Origin of the sequence: Leptolyngbya sp. PCC 6406 (genome assembly GCF_000332095.2) — a bacterium.
Lineage (GTDB): Bacteria > Cyanobacteriota > Cyanobacteriia > Phormidesmidales > Phormidesmidaceae > PCC-6406.
In genome coordinates this window covers 5277817-5294316 of sequence record NZ_KI913949.1, presented here as the reverse complement: position 1 = coordinate 5294316, position 16500 = coordinate 5277817, and the positions used below count along the sequence as shown (strand labels likewise).

13 protein-coding genes are annotated in these 16500 nt (G+C 54.4%); 8 read left to right on the top strand and 5 right to left on the bottom strand.

Annotation, left to right across the window (positions count from 1 at the left end):
• The first annotated feature begins 34 nt into the window (after positions 1 to 34).
• Positions 35 to 1810 carry a hydrolase gene (locus LEP6406_RS30675; protein WP_008319085.1) on the top strand — a complete coding sequence of 592 codons (1776 nt, stop codon included), beginning with the start codon at positions 35 to 37 and terminating at the stop codon, positions 1808 to 1810.
• Positions 1811 to 1815: 5 nt separating this feature from the next.
• Positions 1816 to 2058: a hypothetical protein gene (locus LEP6406_RS29490; protein WP_155834752.1), complete on the top strand. Its 243-nt coding sequence runs from the start codon at positions 1816 to 1818 to the stop codon at positions 2056 to 2058.
• Positions 2059 to 2195: 137 nt separating this feature from the next.
• On the opposite strand, the gene LEP6406_RS0223675 is transcribed toward LEP6406_RS29490, so the two are convergent.
• The 4 genes from LEP6406_RS0223675 to surE form a co-directional block, all read right to left on the bottom strand.
• Positions 2196 to 3107, bottom strand: coding sequence for an AAA family ATPase (locus LEP6406_RS0223675; RefSeq protein ID WP_008319089.1), 912 nt, complete (start codon positions 3105 to 3107; stop codon positions 2196 to 2198).
• Between the two features lie 27 nt (positions 3108 to 3134).
• Positions 3135 to 4250, bottom strand: a complete 1116-nt coding sequence (locus LEP6406_RS0223670) for a bifunctional riboflavin kinase/FAD synthetase (RefSeq protein ID WP_008319091.1) — start codon at positions 4248 to 4250, stop codon at positions 3135 to 3137.
• A gap of 50 nt (positions 4251 to 4300) precedes the next feature.
• On the bottom strand, positions 4301 to 5176 hold the full coding sequence (locus tag LEP6406_RS0223665) for an MBL fold metallo-hydrolase (protein ID WP_008319093.1): 876 nt from the start codon (positions 5174 to 5176) through the stop codon (positions 4301 to 4303).
• A gap of 231 nt (positions 5177 to 5407) precedes the next feature.
• Positions 5408 to 6268: a 5'/3'-nucleotidase SurE gene (gene surE / locus LEP6406_RS0223660; protein WP_008319094.1), complete on the bottom strand. Its 861-nt coding sequence runs from the start codon at positions 6266 to 6268 to the stop codon at positions 5408 to 5410.
• A 176-nt stretch (positions 6269 to 6444) separates the two neighbouring features.
• On the opposite strand from surE, the gene pheS reads away from it, so the two are divergent.
• Entirely contained in the window at positions 6445 to 7446 is a 1002-nt protein-coding gene (pheS, locus tag LEP6406_RS0223655; protein ID WP_008319096.1) for a phenylalanine--tRNA ligase subunit alpha, read from the top strand.
• A gap of 66 nt (positions 7447 to 7512) precedes the next feature.
• On the top strand, positions 7513 to 8229 hold the full coding sequence (gene rph, locus LEP6406_RS0223650; RefSeq protein WP_008319098.1) for a ribonuclease PH: 717 nt from the start codon (positions 7513 to 7515) through the stop codon (positions 8227 to 8229).
• Between the two features lie 48 nt (positions 8230 to 8277).
• Here rph and LEP6406_RS0223645 read toward each other — a convergent pair whose 3' ends face one another.
• Positions 8278 to 10296 (bottom strand): ATP-binding protein, encoded by a 2019-nt coding sequence (locus LEP6406_RS0223645; protein ID WP_008319102.1) that lies wholly within the window; start codon positions 10294 to 10296, stop codon positions 8278 to 8280.
• A 261-nt stretch (positions 10297 to 10557) separates the two neighbouring features.
• On the opposite strand from LEP6406_RS0223645, the gene LEP6406_RS0223640 reads away from it, so the two are divergent.
• The 4 genes from LEP6406_RS0223640 (at position 10558) to bchB (ending at position 16388) form a co-directional block, all read left to right on the top strand.
• Positions 10558 to 12894: a hypothetical protein gene (locus tag LEP6406_RS0223640; protein ID WP_008319104.1), complete on the top strand. Its 2337-nt coding sequence runs from the start codon at positions 10558 to 10560 to the stop codon at positions 12892 to 12894.
• A gap of 48 nt (positions 12895 to 12942) precedes the next feature.
• Positions 12943 to 13407 (top strand): YbjN domain-containing protein, encoded by a 465-nt coding sequence (locus tag LEP6406_RS0223635; RefSeq protein WP_008319106.1) that lies wholly within the window; start codon positions 12943 to 12945, stop codon positions 13405 to 13407.
• A 150-nt stretch (positions 13408 to 13557) separates the two neighbouring features.
• On the top strand, positions 13558 to 14526 hold the full coding sequence (locus LEP6406_RS0223630; RefSeq protein ID WP_008319108.1) for a nucleotidyl transferase AbiEii/AbiGii toxin family protein: 969 nt from the start codon (positions 13558 to 13560) through the stop codon (positions 14524 to 14526).
• A gap of 335 nt (positions 14527 to 14861) precedes the next feature.
• A complete protein-coding gene (gene bchB, locus LEP6406_RS0223625; protein WP_008319109.1) occupies positions 14862 to 16388 on the top strand; it encodes a ferredoxin:protochlorophyllide reductase (ATP-dependent) subunit B in 1527 nt (508 codons plus the stop codon).
• Positions 16389 to 16500 lie beyond the last annotated feature (112 nt).

Sequence of the window (16500 nt, the reverse complement as noted above, 5' to 3'; positions counted from 1 at the left end):
TTCGGCATGGGCGTCTTGGAGGGATAGGCAATTTATGGCAGAGCATGGCGATCGCTCCAACAATGGTCACGCCCCCTTTCGTCGGTATTCCCCTCCGGCTCAGAATGGTGGGGCTGGGACGGGGAGCGGGGCCGATCGGCCCATGCCCTACCAGCGCCCTCCCGGTAACCCCACCCCCGCTGAACTTCGAGGCCAGTCCTTGACCCATCGTTCGGCCCGCCGCCGCTGGCGACAGTGGATTCAACCCCAGGCTCCCCAGGGCAATACTGCTCCGCCGCCCCAGCCCGCTCCCCGAACCCAGGGTCGGCGTCCTGCGGGCGATACTCGGCCATCGCCGCTCCCTGCGTCGCCCCCTCCTGCGTCTTCCGGCCCGGTATATCGCACTCCCAGTAGTGGTGCGGCCCCGCCCCGTCCGACCCCTATTCCCCAACCCTCTCCCTGGGTGACGGGTCAGCCCTTACCCCAGATCCCTCGGTCCGATGACACCCCCCGCCGTGACGCTGCGACGCCCCTTAATCCCAGCCCTGGTGGGCAGACCGTGCCCTTTGGCCCCCCTCGGAGTCGGAGTGGTGCGGCCCCCAGTAAGGTCACCCCCCTGCGTCAGCGGTCCGCTTGGTCCACTCCCACCCAGGTTGATACCGGAGGACCGCCCCGCCGTGAGGGTTCTCGATCGGCCCCTCGGGGCCGCGCTCCCCGGCGTCGCCCCCAACGCGCCCCCCGACCTGTGCTCTATGGCATTCGCCTACTGATTTTAGGGGTGGGCATGGCCGCGATCGCGGGAACCCTACTCTCAACTTTGAATCCTGAAAATCGGGCTGCCAGCTCCAATTCTGCTGATCCCACCGCCGCTCCAGCGGTTGCCCAACAACGAGACAATGCTCCCCGCGCCGCCCTTTCCCCAGACCTCCCCTTGGAGGAGAAAATTACCCATTTGGAAAATGCGCTGCTGGAGTTGGAGGGGCTGGCACCGGGCCTAACCCAATCTACTTTTTTGCTGGATCTAGATTCGGGCCGCTACGCCGATATCAACGGTGGCACTGCCATCGCCGCTGCCAGCACCATCAAAGTTCCGATTTTGGTTGCCTTTCTCGCCGCTGTGGACTCGGGTCGCCTCACCCTAGATCAGGCGGTGACTCTCCAGGAATCCTCCGTTGTGGGTGGGTCTGGTGAGATGCAGACGGATGCATTAGGCACCCGTTACACCGCCTACACCGTGGCGACGGAAATGATGATCGCCAGCGACAACACCGCCACCCAGCTCATGATCGAGCTGTTGGGAGGAGCCTCGGCCCTGAACCAGCAGTTTCAGTCCTGGGGTCTGAGGAGCACCGTCCTTCGCAACCCCCTGCCAGATCTGGAGGGCACAAACACCACCAGCCCCAGGGATCTGGTGCGGATATTGACTCTGGTGGAACAGGGCGATCTACTCCAACCGAGATCGCGGGATCGCCTCCTCAGCATCATGCAGCGTACCTACAGTCGGGATCTGATTCCCGCTGGTATTGCTGAGGGGGCCTTGGTTTTCAACAAAACCGGGGATATTGGCACCCTATTGGGGGATGTAGCCCTGGTAGAAGCCCCCAACGGCAAACGCTACATCCTGTCCACCCTAATCCAGCGCCCCCACAACGATGGCCGCGCCGCTGAACTGATCCGCCGCATTGCGGAGACGGTGCATCGGGAAATGAACCAACCCCTCGCCCCCGTCGGCGGAGAGGTGAGCCCCACCCCTGAGGCGGAGCCTACCGCCGACCCTGGAGCGGAAAACTTGGGCGACCCCGATACCGTGCCCGATGTGCCCCAGGGCTAGAGGCTGTGGGCAATCAAAGCCAGATTCCACCTACTCAACAGGAACGTCATATGGTTCTTTTGGAAAGCAACCAAGAGAGCCTTCTGACTATGGAAGAGCGGCGAGAATTAGAGGAACTTTCGCTGGCAGCCGATCAATTGATGCTGAAGAAGGCTCATGCTTGTGCCTTGTTACGCTGGCGAGGTCACCCGATTCGAGCCCTGATGCTTTTGTCTGGGCTGATGCAGGAATCCAGATCGTGGGCTTAACTGCAACAGCCCGAGCTACGGTTCATGCCCTTAAGCTGAACAATGAATATGTTGTTGGGTCTCGAAAGATCTGGGTCGCGGAAAACTGGCATCCTCCCACTTTTTGACAGGATCTTGTTGAGTGTGGTGTGGGTGCCTTAAGTGGGAATGGGGACGGTTTCCAGGATCGTGGCCACGAGATCTAGGGCTTGATGGCCGCTGCCGGGAATGAGGCGATGGGCGAGGACGTGGGGGGCGAGGTGTTTGACATCATCTGGGAGAACGTAGTCGCGATCGCAGAGGAAGGCCAGAGTCTGAACTGCCCGGTGAAACGCCACCGCCCCTCGGGGGCTGACCCCCAGGGTGATGTCCGGGTGGGTGCGGGTTGCCCGTACCAGCGCCAGCAGGTATTGCTGAATTGAGACATCGATCCGCACCTGGGCACACTGCTGCTGGATGGCCGCCACTTCTGCCGGGGTGATGCAGGGCTGGAGCTGCTCGGGACGAACCTGGGAAGAGAGCCGTTGCAGCATCTGCAATTCCTCTGCCTCGCCAGGATAGCCTAGGCTAAAGGACAGGGCAAAGCGGTCCATTTGGGCCTCCGGCAGGGGAAAGGTGCCTTGGTACTCCACCGGGTTTTGGGTTGCGATCGCAAAAAACGGCTTCGGCACTGGGCGGGAAACTCCATCTAGGGTTACCTGCTGCTCCTCCATCACCTCCAACAGAGCCGACTGGGTGCGGGGAGTGGCGCGGTTGATCTCATCCGCCAGCAAGACATGGGCAAACACCGGGCCTGCCAAAAACTGAAACTCGCCGGAACTGGGGTTCCAAATATTGGTGCCGGTGATGTCACTGGGGAGTAAATCCGGCGTGCATTGAATCCGCTGAAACGTGCCATCAATACATCGGGCCAGGGATTTGGCCAGCAACGTCTTGCCCACCCCCGGCACATCCTCCAGCAGCGCATGGCCCCCGGAAAAGAGGGCAACCAGGACCAAGCGGATGGCATCCTCCTTGCCCACGATGGTTTTGCTGAGATTGGCTACCAGTTGCTCAACGCGATCGCCCATGAATATCCCCTATGACCAATAGGGCTATCATGCCCTGACCTCCGGACGATTGCCCACCCGTAACAGCGCCCTAGCCCGCTGACAGTCCGTCTGGATCTGGGCCTTGAGCTGATCCAGGGAGTCAAACCGTTGCTCTGGCCGTAGAAACGCCTCCAGAGTCACCGTCAGAGTTTGACCATACAAATCCCCTGCCCAATCCAACACATGCACCTCTAGGGTCTGGGTCTGGCCCGCCACCGTGGGCCGCACTCCCAGGTTCATCACCCCCGTTAGGGGACACTGGGGGGAGGAACCTGGTATGCCATAGACCTGAACCCCATAGACTCCGGTGCGAGGCAGACATTTTTCCATCGGCACCCGCAGGTTCGCTGTGGGAAAGCCCAGTTGACGACCCAACTGCTGCCCCTGAACCACTCGTCCCGAGATGGCATAGGGACGCCCCAGAAGTTGACGAGCCATAGCCAAATCCCCTGTCCACAGGGCTTCGCGAATACGGGAACTGCTAATGCGATCGCCCCCCGCCTGGGCCAAATCCACTACAGTGACGGTGACGCCGTGGGGGGCTGCGAGAGTTTTCAATCGTGCCGCAGTGCCCTCGCGACGGTGACCAAAACGAAAATCCGCTCCCACGCTGATGTGGCGGGCTTGGAGGCAATGGATCAGGATTTTCTCGACAAAGGCTTCCGGGCTGAGGGTGGCCAGCTCGGGGTTAAAGGGCAACAGGACCAACTGCTGCACCCCCAGAGCACGCAATAGGGTCGCCTTCTCATCTAGGGGGGTCAGCCAGGGGCGCGGCGTGCCGGAGAAAAATTCCTGAGGGTGGGGATAAAAGGTGACGACCGTTGGTGTCGGGGTCGATCTCGGTAGGCCCATTGGAGGCTGGGGAGGATGGCTCCAATGGGCCGGCCCCTGACCATCGCAGGAATCTAGAAGCAGCGGCGTGCGATCGCTATACCCCCAGATCGGTGGCAGGGTCAAGTCAGCCCTGGCTTCAGCCCAAGACGGTGTCTTCGCCAAATCACCGGCACCCGAGGACAAAATCGGCTCCATGACGCGCTCATGGCCCCGATGGACCCCATCAAAGTTGCCCAGGGCAATGACCGTTGGGGCGTGAATAGTCGAAAGAGAAGAAGTGACCCACACGGTTCATATTTTTACATATTTCGCCGCTGCCATGATCCCAGGGCTGACCCTTAGGCGTGAACAGCAGGCTCGTTAGCGGCCATGAGGTCAATCACCATTCCTTCTCGCGCAATCGTGCTTTTTGGGAAGGCTTCGGTGGTATTCTTCGCCACCTCGTCCATAAATTCGTCGTTGTGGAGGGGATCGTGGTGGAAGATAATCAATTGTTTTACATTAGCGGCCTTGGCCACCTTTACGGCTTCCTGCCAAGTGGAATGGCCCCAGCCCACCTTGCTGGTTTTTTCGTGGTGGTATTCTTCGTCGGTGTAGGTGGCATCGTAGATCATCACATCTGCATCCCGCGCCAGCCACAGCACATTTTCATCGGGGCGATCGGGGAAATGCTCCGTGTCCGTCACATAGGCTGCTGAGCACCCCTTCCAGGTGACTCGGTAGCCCACCGCCTCTCCGGGGTGGTTGAGGAGGGTATTCTCCACCTTGATGTCTTCGATCTCGACGGGTTCCCCCACCTCTAGATCGCAAAACTTCAGGTCGGCTCCCATGATTTGCAGGGGCACCGGGAAGTTGGGGTGCAGCATCTGGTCGTTGAGGCGCTGCTCAATGGTGGAGCCATTGGGTGCGATCGCACCGTAGATGTTGAAGCGATTGCCCGGCACAAAGGCGGGAACAAAGAAGGGGAAGCCCTGAATGTGATCCCAATGGGAATGGGTGAAGAACATATTGGCTTCTAAGGGCATCTCCGACAGAAGCTTGGTACCCAAAACCCGGAGTCCGGTGCCACCATCAAAGATCAGCAAATGACCCCCCACCCGCATTTCCACACAGGAAGTATTACCGCCATAACGAACGGTCTTTGGCCCTGGACAAGCAATGCTGCCCCTCACGCCCCAGAAGCGAATCAGAAACTGGTCCTGTAGGTCAGACATGGGTAGGTCGCGTCGAGAATTGACAAGTCACTGTGGAAGAGACCCCACCATCTTTGGGTATTACCCTTCATGATATGAAAATTTTGCTGGGATCGCTCATCCCCAAGCCTTGACCTAGCATATATCTGTATAGAAAGGTCGTGGCAAATCTTCACAAAATCTCTTTGTTAGGGCAAGACGGTGAACAGGTGTGCTCCTGGGAGTCTCTCTAGCTTTCTCTCCCTAGAAGCCCTAGTCAGGACAAACTGGAAGATTTACCCCCTGGGCTTGCCAGCGGTGCAGATGATGTAACCCCAGCAAAGACGTGAGGTTGTACTGAAGGGGCGTCACGGTCACAAAGTGATCGCGAATTGCTTGGACATCCGTAGGAATTCCTTTTAAGGTAGCGAAATCTGGTAGTCGCTGGAGCTCCTGGGCTAAGGCTTCGTAACCTTCTGGTATATCTACCACATCCTCTAGAACTTCCCCTGCCAGCCAATAATAGGTTTTCCCTCGGGGATCGATGCGTTTTTCAAACAAATCTACGTAGCGGCGAATGCCTTGGCGGGCAATCACCGTACCCTTGATGGCTCCACTCTCGACAGCAGGGATGTTGACGTTCAGCAACATGGGTAGCGGCAACGGGGATGTGGTCAGGGTCTCCAGCAATGCCTGGGCAAAGGCCGCTGCGGGCTGAAAGTTGCGAGCTTTGAAACTGGTGAGGCTAAAGGCGATCGCAGTGAGTCCCTCAATCACCCCCTCCATTGCTGCTGACACGGTGCCGGAGTAGAGCACGTCGGTGCCCAGATTGGCCCCTTGGTTAATACCCGACAGCACCATATCCGGTAAGTCATCCAACAGTGCCCCTAGGGCCAGTTTCACACAATCGGCAGGGGTCCCCGAACAGGCCCAGGCTTGAATCCCCGGTGCAAACAAACCCTGTACTGCCTCTGCCCGAATCGGTTTGTGGAGGGTGAGGCCGTGACCGGTAGCGGATCGTTCTCGATCGGGACAAACCACCGTCACACCATGGCCCGCCGCCGCCAGGGTATCTGCCAGAACGCGGATTCCTGGTGCAAAGATGCCATCGTCGTTACTAATCAAAAGTTCCATCACCTGCCTGCCTGAATACTTCCCGAACCTGCCTGAATCTACCTGCCCTGCCTGCCCTGCCTGGGCAGACCTCATGTTGCTCACACCATGCCACTAAAGCAGGGCGAGGGCTGCCCGAAGGGGCCGGTCTCCCCATACACTGGAAAAGATGACCCTGGTAAAGCAATCCGTTGGTTATGACCCCTGTGCCCACCAGCCTGGAACAAGAGTTGACGACTCTGCAAGCTGCTGCGATCGCCGCGATCGCAGCAGCCGACACCCTAGATGCCCTCGAAAAGCTCCGGGTAGACTACCTGGGCAAAAAAGGACAGGTGTCTAAGGTACTCGGAGCCATGGGCAAACTGCCACCGGAGGATCGGCCCCGCATTGGCAGTGTGGTCAATACTGTCAAGACCGCCCTGCAAACGGAACTGGATCGGCGCAAAGATGCCCTACAAACGGCTCAAATCAACGCCCAACTCCAGGCGGAGACCTTGGATGTGACTCTGCCTGGGGTTTACCGTCCCCAGGGGCGGGTCCACCCTATCAACAGCATCATTGACCAAATTACGGATATTTTTGTCGGCCTAGGCTACACCGTCGCCAGCGGTCCCGAGGTGGAGTCGGACTACTACAACTTTGAGGCGCTGAATTTTCTGCCCGATCACCCGGCGCGGGACATGCAGGACACCCTGTACCTGCCCAATGGGGAATTGATGCGGACCCATACCTCTAATATTCAGATCCACCACATGCAGGATCACGATCCCCCGATGCGGGTACTGGCTTCGGGGCGGTGCTATCGCCGGGATACGGTAGATGCCACCCACGCAGCCGTGTTCCACCAGATTGAATTCTTCGCCATTGACAAGGGCATCACCTTCACGGATCTGCGGGGGACGATTCGGGCCTTCATTGACGAGCTTTTCGGCGAGATCCCGATTCGGTTCCGCCCCAGTTTCTTCCCCTTCACCGAGCCTTCGGCAGAAGTGGATGTGGAATGGCAGGGCCGCTGGCTAGAGGTGCTGGGCTGTGGCATGATCGACCCCAATGTCATGCAGGCGATGGGCTACGATCCCGAGGTCTATACGGGTTTCGCGGCGGGGTTGGGGGTGGAACGGCTCGCCATGGTGCAGCACGAAATTGACGACATTCGTCGTCTCTACAGCAGTGATCTCCGCTTCCTACGCCAGTTTTAGTCTCCCCCCTATCCCCTGCGGTATTCTAGGTGAGAATTTTTACCCCGGCACCACGAGACAACCCACATGGCATGGCAGCGACCAGACCAACGGCAAGCCGACGAACTCCGTCCCGTTTCCTTTGAGCGGCACTTTACCCGCTTTGCCGCCGGGTCGGTACTGGCCCGCTGCGGCCAGACCCAGGTCCTGTGTACCGTCTCTGTTCAACCCGGTGTGCCCCGCTGGCTAGAGGGCAGCGGACGCGGCTGGCTCTCAGCGGAGTACCGTATGTTGCCCGGAGCCACCCCCCAGCGTCAGCAACGGGAGGTGCTGAAACTCTCTGGACGCACCCAAGAGATTCAGCGGCTGATTGGTCGTAGCCTGCGCTCCACTGTCGATTTCGCCGCCCTGGGGGAACGCACCCTGCTGGTGGATACCGATGTGCTTCAGGCTGATGCCGGTACCCGCACCACCGCCATCACCGGAGCCTATGTCGCTCTCCGGGATGCGATCCAATCCCTAATATCTGCTGGTGACCTGACGGCCTCGCCCCTGCGGCACCAGGTTGCCGCCATCTCCGTCGGTATCGTGGAGGGCGAATTCCTCCTGGATTTGAAATACGAGGAAGACGTGGCCGCTGCCGTGGATTTTAATGTGGTGCTCAATGAAACCCTAGAAATCATTGAAATTCAGGGCACCGCTGAGGAAGGCAGTTTTTCCCGCGTCCAGATGAATCAGCTTCTCGATCTGGCGGAGAAGGGCATTGGGGAACTGTTCGTCTTGCAGAACCAGGCTGAGGAATAGGGACGGCTGGTTCTAAGGAACGCGGACCTTTAATAATCGGCACTTCATTTAGGATTTTTCCCTGGCTACCCAACCGGCCACTTCAGTGCTGGTGAGGGTGAGGTCTAGTTTAATATATTCCTGCTGGGCCGCTTGGAGAATGTGCCCCATCTGTACGGGTTCCTCGGCGGCGGCGGCGAGAAATGCGGCATTCAGGGCAATAGTGCGAATGTTCCCCCCCGCGACGCTCAAATTTCCCAATTTGTCGTACTTGAGACCTTGGATGGGCGTTTGACTCGGGAATATTCGCCGCCAAATTTCTGTACGGGCCTCCCGATCCGGGAACGGAAAATCGGTAATGAACCGAATCCGCCGCATAAATGCTTGATCTAGCGATTTTTTCAGGTTTGTCGTCAAAATGGCCAACCCTTGATAGGATTCCATCCGCTGCAATAAATAACTGACCTCCACATTGGCGTGGCGATCGTGGCTATCCTTCACCTCGGTACGCTTACCAAACAGTGCATCGGCCTCATCAAACAGCAACACTGCGCCCCCTGTCTCTGCGGCATCAAAAATACGGCGCAGGTTTTTCTCCGTCTCACCAATGTATTTGCTCACGACCGTACTCAGGTCAATACGATAGAGATCGAGCCGAAATTGCTTTGCCAGCACTTCTGCCGCCATCGTTTTACCTGTGCCGCTTTGCCCCGAGAAAAGCACGCTAATGCCTAAGCCCCGCTGGCTTTTGCGGGAAAAGCCCCATTCTTCGTAAACTTTCGCCCGTTGTTGCACCTGGGTCGCAATCATCTGCAAGATGCCCTTTTCGCGATGGGGCAGTACCAGATCATCCCAGGTTGCGGTGGTGTCAATGCGCTGAGCTAAATTGTCTAGCTGGGGACGGGCCTGAGTGCGGCAAAACTGCCAAAGTTTCTCGGTGAAAGGATTGTCTCCCTGAGGATCTTCCGTATCAAGCTGTTGGATGGATACCCCCGCTGCCTCAATCGTGGCTGGGGGCAAATTGAATTGGGAGACAATCCGATGGAGCTGACCATTCAGTTTTGCCGTGTTATCACCGAGGGCAGATTCCCAAAGCGTCAACCGTTCGCGATAACTAAGCCGTGCCACATCAAAGGATACTAGGGCACATTGGGGTACATACCGCCGCTCCGTGGTTGAGAGAATAATAGGGCTATTAAGGGTCCGCAATAGGAAGTCCAGCAGGGATAAGGGGCTACCCTCGACATGATCCATCTGCTGATCGGCATCGATTAACAGGAGACTAGGGGACAAGGCGACCCACCGCTGCCAGCGCATAATAAAGCGTTTGATATCGCTGATTTCATGGGGAATAGCCCTGTTGGTGAGCACATATACGGGCTGATTGAGTTGCGTACTTACAGTGGCGATGATCGACCATTTTTGTTCTACTTCCGATCCGCAGAGTTGCACCTGCGCGGGATATTTACGATGGCGCAATAGAGCCACCATCTGATCTGCGATCGTTTGATGGGATGGTGTCAATGCACGGTCGATGGCTGGGGTGATAGAAAAGGGCTCAATCGCTTCCCGCAACACCGCATCGTCATAGGGCTCGCCCAGCAGATAGTGCAGGATGCTCTCATCAATTTGCAAACGGGCTTGGGCAATATCCTCACCTTGTGCCAACTGCACCAACTGCCAACGGCGTAGCGGCGCACTGGGGGTCAAGGCTTGCCAATCACTATCGGCAAATAGCTTTAGTGCCAGTTGAAAGGTGGGATAGTTCTGCTCTAGGTTGCGATGGGCTAAGGCAAACAGATTAGGGAAATCAGGATGTACCACTCTTCCTACGCAAAGTAACAAAATATTGAGCTCGAAGGTTGATAGTTGGAACTGCTGACCAAGTTGGGTCAGGGCAGGGTGAGTGGGCATTTGCGCCGAAATGGCGGCTAGATCCACCGTCGCTGTCTCGGGTACGTCATCGTAACGCTCGTGAATGGTAGCAATGAGTCGATCGAGGAGGTTTTGTATCAACGTTAGGCAACCGAGGACATAGCTGAGGTTTGCCTGCTGCCAATTCACCTGGACTGATCGCTCTGATGGCATGACTAGAACGCTTCTCCTACGATGCAGCTATACGATAGTGCTCTAGATATAGAGTTTGAGCTTCTACTATGGAACGAATTCAGAAACTCACGTCCTTGCCAACTGAGGACTATCGGCTATTGTAGTGAAGAATGTTCCGCGATTATGATCGTGATACAGTGCAACTTTTATGAGCGATATATAACAATCCGAATTGATTTTAAAGAGAGAAGGGGCCTTTTGTGTTTATTGTTTAACCGCTTTAGCTTGTGAAGGGGGTTAATGGTCATGGGTTATCAGAGTCAGGCTAAGACTTCTGCTGGCAGATCCATTGGTAAGGCTGCGGCACGCTTCATGCCAACCCCGCCCGTGGTCCAGGCCAAAGCCCCTAACCCTCCGGTAGCAACCCCAGACTGGCACGCCGGTGATAAACGTGTTCATCTCGATACCCAAAATCCCCTAGCCAGTTTTTATGGACACGCGCCCGTTGCGGCGGTAGCCGCCCCACTCCCGATTCAACCTCAACTCACTGTTGGAGCCATCGGCGACCCCTATGAGCAAGAGGCCGACCAAGTGGCAGCGCAAGTCGTAGCGCAGATTAACCAGCCCCAGTCCGCCGCTACAGCAGGTGATTCGGTACAGCAGCAGCATGTTGTTTCTGTTTCTAGAGCAATGGCGCAGGGAACGGATGTCAGGAGACAACATACCCTCGTCAGCAAGCAAGCTGTCAGTCTTAGTAGGACAAATCCATCTATCCAACGGGTGCCATCAGACGTTCTTGTAACAGGCGTCTCTCACTTGGTGAAAATGGTGAATGGCACTATATATGACGGAGTAGAAGACCAGGAAATTATTCATGGTCAACAACTTACTATTGATACAGACACAGAAATTTACTCAAGACGTGGCCCTAACCAAGAAGATTTTAGCGCGGTAGATAAAACGGGACCGAAACATTATGTATGGTACAAAGTTGTAAATATTGAAGGTAAAAAAGCCTCGAAGAATTTATATGTACGCAAAGATGTTTTTGAGCCGATTAAACAGGAAAAAGGTGCTAGTAAACTAGATCAGGCGAATGATGTTGTAGGGGCTGTTACTAGTGTCCCAGGAACATTAATTGGCAATGAAGGAATAACGGGTGTTGCTGATGCATTGAATAACAAGACTATCAAAACAGGGTCTGGGGGAGAGGTTGATGCCGAAGGAAACCCTACCGCTAGTAAGTCAGATTTGCACCATGCTAAAAACATGGGCATAGTAGGGGATAGCATCACTGGAATTACGGGATTATTAGGTTTGGCAAAAGGCTTTAAAGACCTAGGCGATCCTGAGAAATCGGCAGCAGAAACGTTCGTGATTTTCTTGGAAATCGAACAAGGTGCCATGAAAACAGGGGAATCCGTATCTAAGCTGGTAAATACCCTGGGTGAAGGTGGAGCATCTGGTACTCTCGCTAAAGGATTGGGGTCATCATTTGAGGGCTATGGAGCTGCCTTTGGAGGCATTAAAGACGGCTTCTTGGCAATGAAGGGAGTTGTTGAATTAATTAAGAACCACCAGGACTACAGCACTGAAGAAATTGCCAGAAAGTCTACAGAGGTAGGTCTTCATGCCTTGGAGAGTGCTAAATCAATTGTATTGTCGATTAAATCTTTTATTGAGTTAGTAGAGGGAGCTGCTGCGGGAGGACTGATGGCGGCGATACCGGGTCTCGATATCGCGATCGCTGCCGTTAAAATGATTATGGATGGCTATTATTTGGCAATCTCAAATTCTAGTCGTAAGCTTATGAACGAGCGTCGTAAAGCGATTGCTCAAGAGAAAGGTGTAGACAAAGAAACTCTAAAGTCGGCATCCAAATTCTATCGGTCTAAAGAGGCTGAAATCGTTAATGAGAAAGAGGTTTTAAGGGATACGGAGAAGCGGCTAGCAAATATAGATAATCTGAAAAAATGGAAAGGATTGAGACGGATCAGTGATGCGAAGAAAGCTAAAGAAAAAGATAAATTGACTGCCCGTAGAGATCAACTAAAATTACATATCGAAAAACTAGAAGAAGAAATAGTCGCAGAGGAATCTAGCAGAAAGCTCAGCCGTGAAGATGTAGCTGAATTTTCAATGACTACAGAACTGCGAGATGCAAATACGAAGCGAGTAACACGACAATCCATCCATATTGCAACCGAGATGACTAGGATAGCTGGCTCAGTGGCTACATTGAGCGGCATAGGAGCAATGGGGGGAGCTATTACCAAGGGAGCTGCCACTGCTGTTGATTTATCGTTGCCTGCTGCACGAATGGCGAAACAGAAGGCACGAGACAGAGCGGCTCGTAAGATGGCAAAGGGTAAACAGACCAAGTCTATCTTTGATCATACAAAATCAACGGCAGCAAAGGAAGACTTTAGGCTGAAACAAGTTAAGTTCCTGATCAAACTAATTGTGGATCTGTCCTATGAGCAGGACGAGCAGAAGGTGATTTTAGACTATAAAAATATCCAGATGTATCTAAAGGCATTAGGCATTAGTGAAAAAACGCTTGTTAAAGAGAATGGCGATCCACAAAAGCAAATTAAAATGCTTGTAGAAGCAATTAATAAACGTGAGTTTCTGTAGTGCTTATTGTGCCGATAAAAACAATTGGATTGAAAAATACTGAGTTTTATGAGTAGTAATGATGAGATTGGCAAGTTACTTGATTTGCAGGTAGCCGCAGAAGCTCTGGACTATGAGACTAGGTTTCTGAGCAAATCCGAAGGCTTTGTTTACAATACACTATCCGTTCTTTGGGACGATGAGAATGGGGAAGAGAATAGCTTTGATTTTACGGTGTACCCACTTTCTGAAGATTTGGAGGGTTCTGTTTTTGTTCAAGTTTATGCAGAATATGATTTTAAAATCAGTGATGAGGGCTTGCCAGGACTTGTGAATTCCTTGCCTAGGGTTAATAACAAGTTGCCTATGGGGCATTTTGATATTTCTGAAGACAAGAAAATCTTGTACTTTAAGTATATGCTTGTTTTGCCTTTAGACTATGAGGTTTCTTCTGGTTTTTTGAGCGATGTGCTTGATATGTGTATCTATGCTTATGAGGGGTTCATGGAAGGATTTCGATCTTTATGCCTGTGATTTAAGGATGTTATTGGGGCGTAACTACTCACAAAGTGCTGGGAGGAGCAGAATCTATAGTCCAATGCTCAGGCTGCTGCCGCCCCCTGGTGAACTGGAGCTTTAGCCCGAATCACCTCCGGCAACAGTGGTACTCGTTCATCATGTGCTATGACATCAGCCGCCATCGTACCAACTCGACTCCCCTTTCTGGCAGAAGTTTGCTGGCAGGTCAAAGATATCTACCAGCTCACCCCGCTAGAAATGCTGCGCTGCTATGAACGAGGCTGGCGCTATCGCAGTGGCCCGCTTGAACCTGAAGAGCGGACGTTTATCGATCAACTGGCTCAGCAGTATGGTTCCTGGTTAAGCAGCTTGTTTACTCAAGATCAGCATCAAAAGATTTTATCCATCCTTGGCCAGCTCCAGGCGTCGTTTTTGCTGGACTGTCAGGTGTACTTGGGTGGCGGTACACTGCTGGCACTGTTGTATGACGAGTATCGACTGAGTAAAGATATCGATTTCTTGTGTTCCAGCCCAATGGGCTACCAGCAGCTTAGAAATGCCATCTTCAAGCAGCAATACCGGGCTCTGTTTGAAGATCCTTCCCAGGTGGAACTGCCCCGCGAGATTCAAGCTAACCAGTATGGAATTCGATTTCCGGTTGTGATGCAAGGTAGCACTATCCGCTTTGAAATCATCTCTGAGGGTAGAATTGTTCTCGATCAACCAGAACAGCCCTCGTGGTGTCCGGTTGCCTGCCTCAACGCGGTAGATAGGATTGCCGAAAAACTGATGGCCAATAGCGATCGCTGGTCAGATCGCTCCGTCTTCTCTCGCGACCTAATCGACTTATCCGTTGTTCGACGGCATCAGCCACTCCCAACCGCAGCACTGGCAAAAGCTGAAGCGGCCTATGCGGTGATCGAGCCACTACAGCGGGCCATTGTAGGGTTTCAGCAAGCGCCAGACTATCGCGATCGCTGTTACGATGCCCTGTCCATCACCTCTCCTCAGATCATTATTGACGGGTTAGACCGGCTTGCTTCAGACTTTGACCTAGCACCCACTCACCGCACTGACCGCGAGCGCCCGGAGGGTATCAACTCAAAGCGGGACAAATCTCTTGGGGAGGAGTGAGGAGTTAGGAGCCAGAATCTAGGAGAGTACTGACTCCTGGCTCCTAACTCCTGAATTCCTCGGAGCCCATATTGTCTCGGCTTACGTTGATGTTCGGCCATCGCATTTCACCGAGAATGGGCGATGGTTGCGCCAGTTGCGCCCACTGACTTAACGGAACCTGTCGAACTGTAAAGGGAGGTTGCGGAGATGGTTCTGGGGCACGGGTTTTGCCTATGGTGGCAGAGGTGCTAACGCTGGACACCTCAGAAGGGCGTCGATGCTGTGACGGGGCGAGCGGAGGTTTTCGGCAAAAACCCATTCGACTCTGACCTCAACCCAGGAGACTCCTCTGTATGAAACTGGCTTACTGGATGTATGCCGGTCCGGCCCACATTGGCACGCTACGGATCGCCAGTTCCTTCAAGAATGTGCACGCAATTATGCATGCACCCTTGGGGGATGACTATTTCAATGTGATGCGTTCCATGCTGGAGCGAGAGCGGGACTTTACCCCCGTCACCACCAGCATCGTGGATCGTAATGTCTTGGCGCGGGGCTCTCAGGAAAAGGTGGTGGATAACATCACCCGCAAGGATCAGGAAGAGCATCCCGATCTCATTGTCCTCACCCCCACCTGCACCTCCAGCATTTTGCAAGAGGATCTCCAGAATTTCGTTGAGCGGGCCAATCTAGATGCCCAGTGTGATGTGCTACTGGCGGATGTGAATCACTACCGGGTGAACGAGCTTCAGGCCGCCGATCGCACTTTGCAGCAGATTGTGCAGTATTACCTGGATCGTGCCGATCGCAAGGGAGAACGTCCGGAGGGTAAGACGGAGAAGCCTTCGGTCAATATCATTGGCTTCACTACCCTGGGTTTTCACAATAACCACGACGCCACGGAACTGAAAAAACTGATGACGGATCTCGGCATTGAAATCAATGCGGTGATTCCAGAAAAAGCCTCGGTTCAGGATTTGAAGAATCTCACCCGAGCTTGGTTTAACCTTGTCCCCTACCGGGAAATTGGCCCCCAAACGGCCCAGTACCTAGAGGACCGTTTTGGGATGCCCTTTGTGGACATCACACCTATGGGCATTGTGGAGACGGCCCGCTGCATCCGCAAGATTCAGCAGGTGGTGCGATCGCAGGGGGCAGAGGTGAATTATGAGGGCTTCATTGATGAGCAAACCCGGTTTGTGTCTAATGCGGCTTGGTTCTCCCGGTCTATTGACTGCCAAAACCTGACGGGTAAAAAGGCGGTGGTGTTTGGCGACAGCACCCACGCGGCGGCGATGACTAAGATCCTGGCGCGGGAGATGGGCATCCATGTCGTGCTGGCGGGCACCTACTGCAAGTACGACGCTGACTGGTTCCAGGATCAGGTGGGGGAATTTTGTGATGAAGTGCTGATCAGTGAGGACAATGGTGCGATCGCAGATAAGATTGCCAAACTAGAGCCCTCCGCCATCTTCGGCACCCAGATGGAACGCCATGTGGGCAAGCGGTTAAATATTCCTTGCGGGGTGATCGCCGCCCCCATCCACATTCAGAATTTCCCCGTTGGCTATCGGCCTTTCCTGGGCTATGAAGGGGCCAACCAAATCGTGGATTTGGTGTACAACTCCTTCACCCTGGGCATGGAGGATCATCTGCTGGAAATCTTTGGCGGTCACGACACCAAGGAAGGTATCACCAAAACCATGTCGGCGGATTCGGACCTGACCTGGACCAAGGATGGCCTGACGGAACTGAACCGGATTCCCGGTTTTGTGCGGGGCAAGGTCAAGCGCAACACCGAGAAGTTTGCGCGGGAACGGGGGGTTTCGGAAATCAGTGCCGAAGTTCTCTACGCCGCGAAGGAGGCTGTGGGTGCATAGCGGTTGACAGGGGCTATCTTCCTCCGGCATGATGGTAAATCGGCTGTGAAATTCGCTCGGATCAGGTTTCTCTCAAAAAACAGCTCGACTGAGCGTTACCTGTACGGCGATC

Excerpts from the sequence above, each read along its gene's own strand:
- LEP6406_RS30675 (WP_008319085.1), top strand. The coding sequence starts at position 35 with ATGGCAGAGCATGGCGATCGCTCCAACAATGGTCACGCCCCCTTTCGT.
- LEP6406_RS0223675 (WP_008319089.1), bottom strand. The coding sequence starts at position 3,107 with ATGGGCGATCGCGTTGAGCAACTGGTAGCCAATCTCAGCAAAACCATC.
- LEP6406_RS0223665 (WP_008319093.1), bottom strand. The coding sequence starts at position 5,176 with ATGTCTGACCTACAGGACCAGTTTCTGATTCGCTTCTGGGGCGTGAGG.
- surE (WP_008319094.1), bottom strand. The coding sequence starts at position 6,268 with ATGGAACTTTTGATTAGTAACGACGATGGCATCTTTGCACCAGGAATC.
- pheS (WP_008319096.1), top strand. The coding sequence starts at position 6,445 with ATGACCCCTGTGCCCACCAGCCTGGAACAAGAGTTGACGACTCTGCAA.
- rph (WP_008319098.1), top strand. The coding sequence starts at position 7,513 with ATGGCATGGCAGCGACCAGACCAACGGCAAGCCGACGAACTCCGTCCC.
- LEP6406_RS0223645 (WP_008319102.1), bottom strand. The coding sequence starts at position 10,296 with ATGCCATCAGAGCGATCAGTCCAGGTGAATTGGCAGCAGGCAAACCTC.
- LEP6406_RS0223640 (WP_008319104.1), top strand. The coding sequence starts at position 10,558 with ATGGTCATGGGTTATCAGAGTCAGGCTAAGACTTCTGCTGGCAGATCC.
- LEP6406_RS0223635 (WP_008319106.1), top strand. The coding sequence starts at position 12,943 with ATGAGTAGTAATGATGAGATTGGCAAGTTACTTGATTTGCAGGTAGCC.
- LEP6406_RS0223630 (WP_008319108.1), top strand. The coding sequence starts at position 13,558 with ATGACATCAGCCGCCATCGTACCAACTCGACTCCCCTTTCTGGCAGAA.
- bchB (WP_008319109.1), top strand. The coding sequence starts at position 14,862 with ATGAAACTGGCTTACTGGATGTATGCCGGTCCGGCCCACATTGGCACG.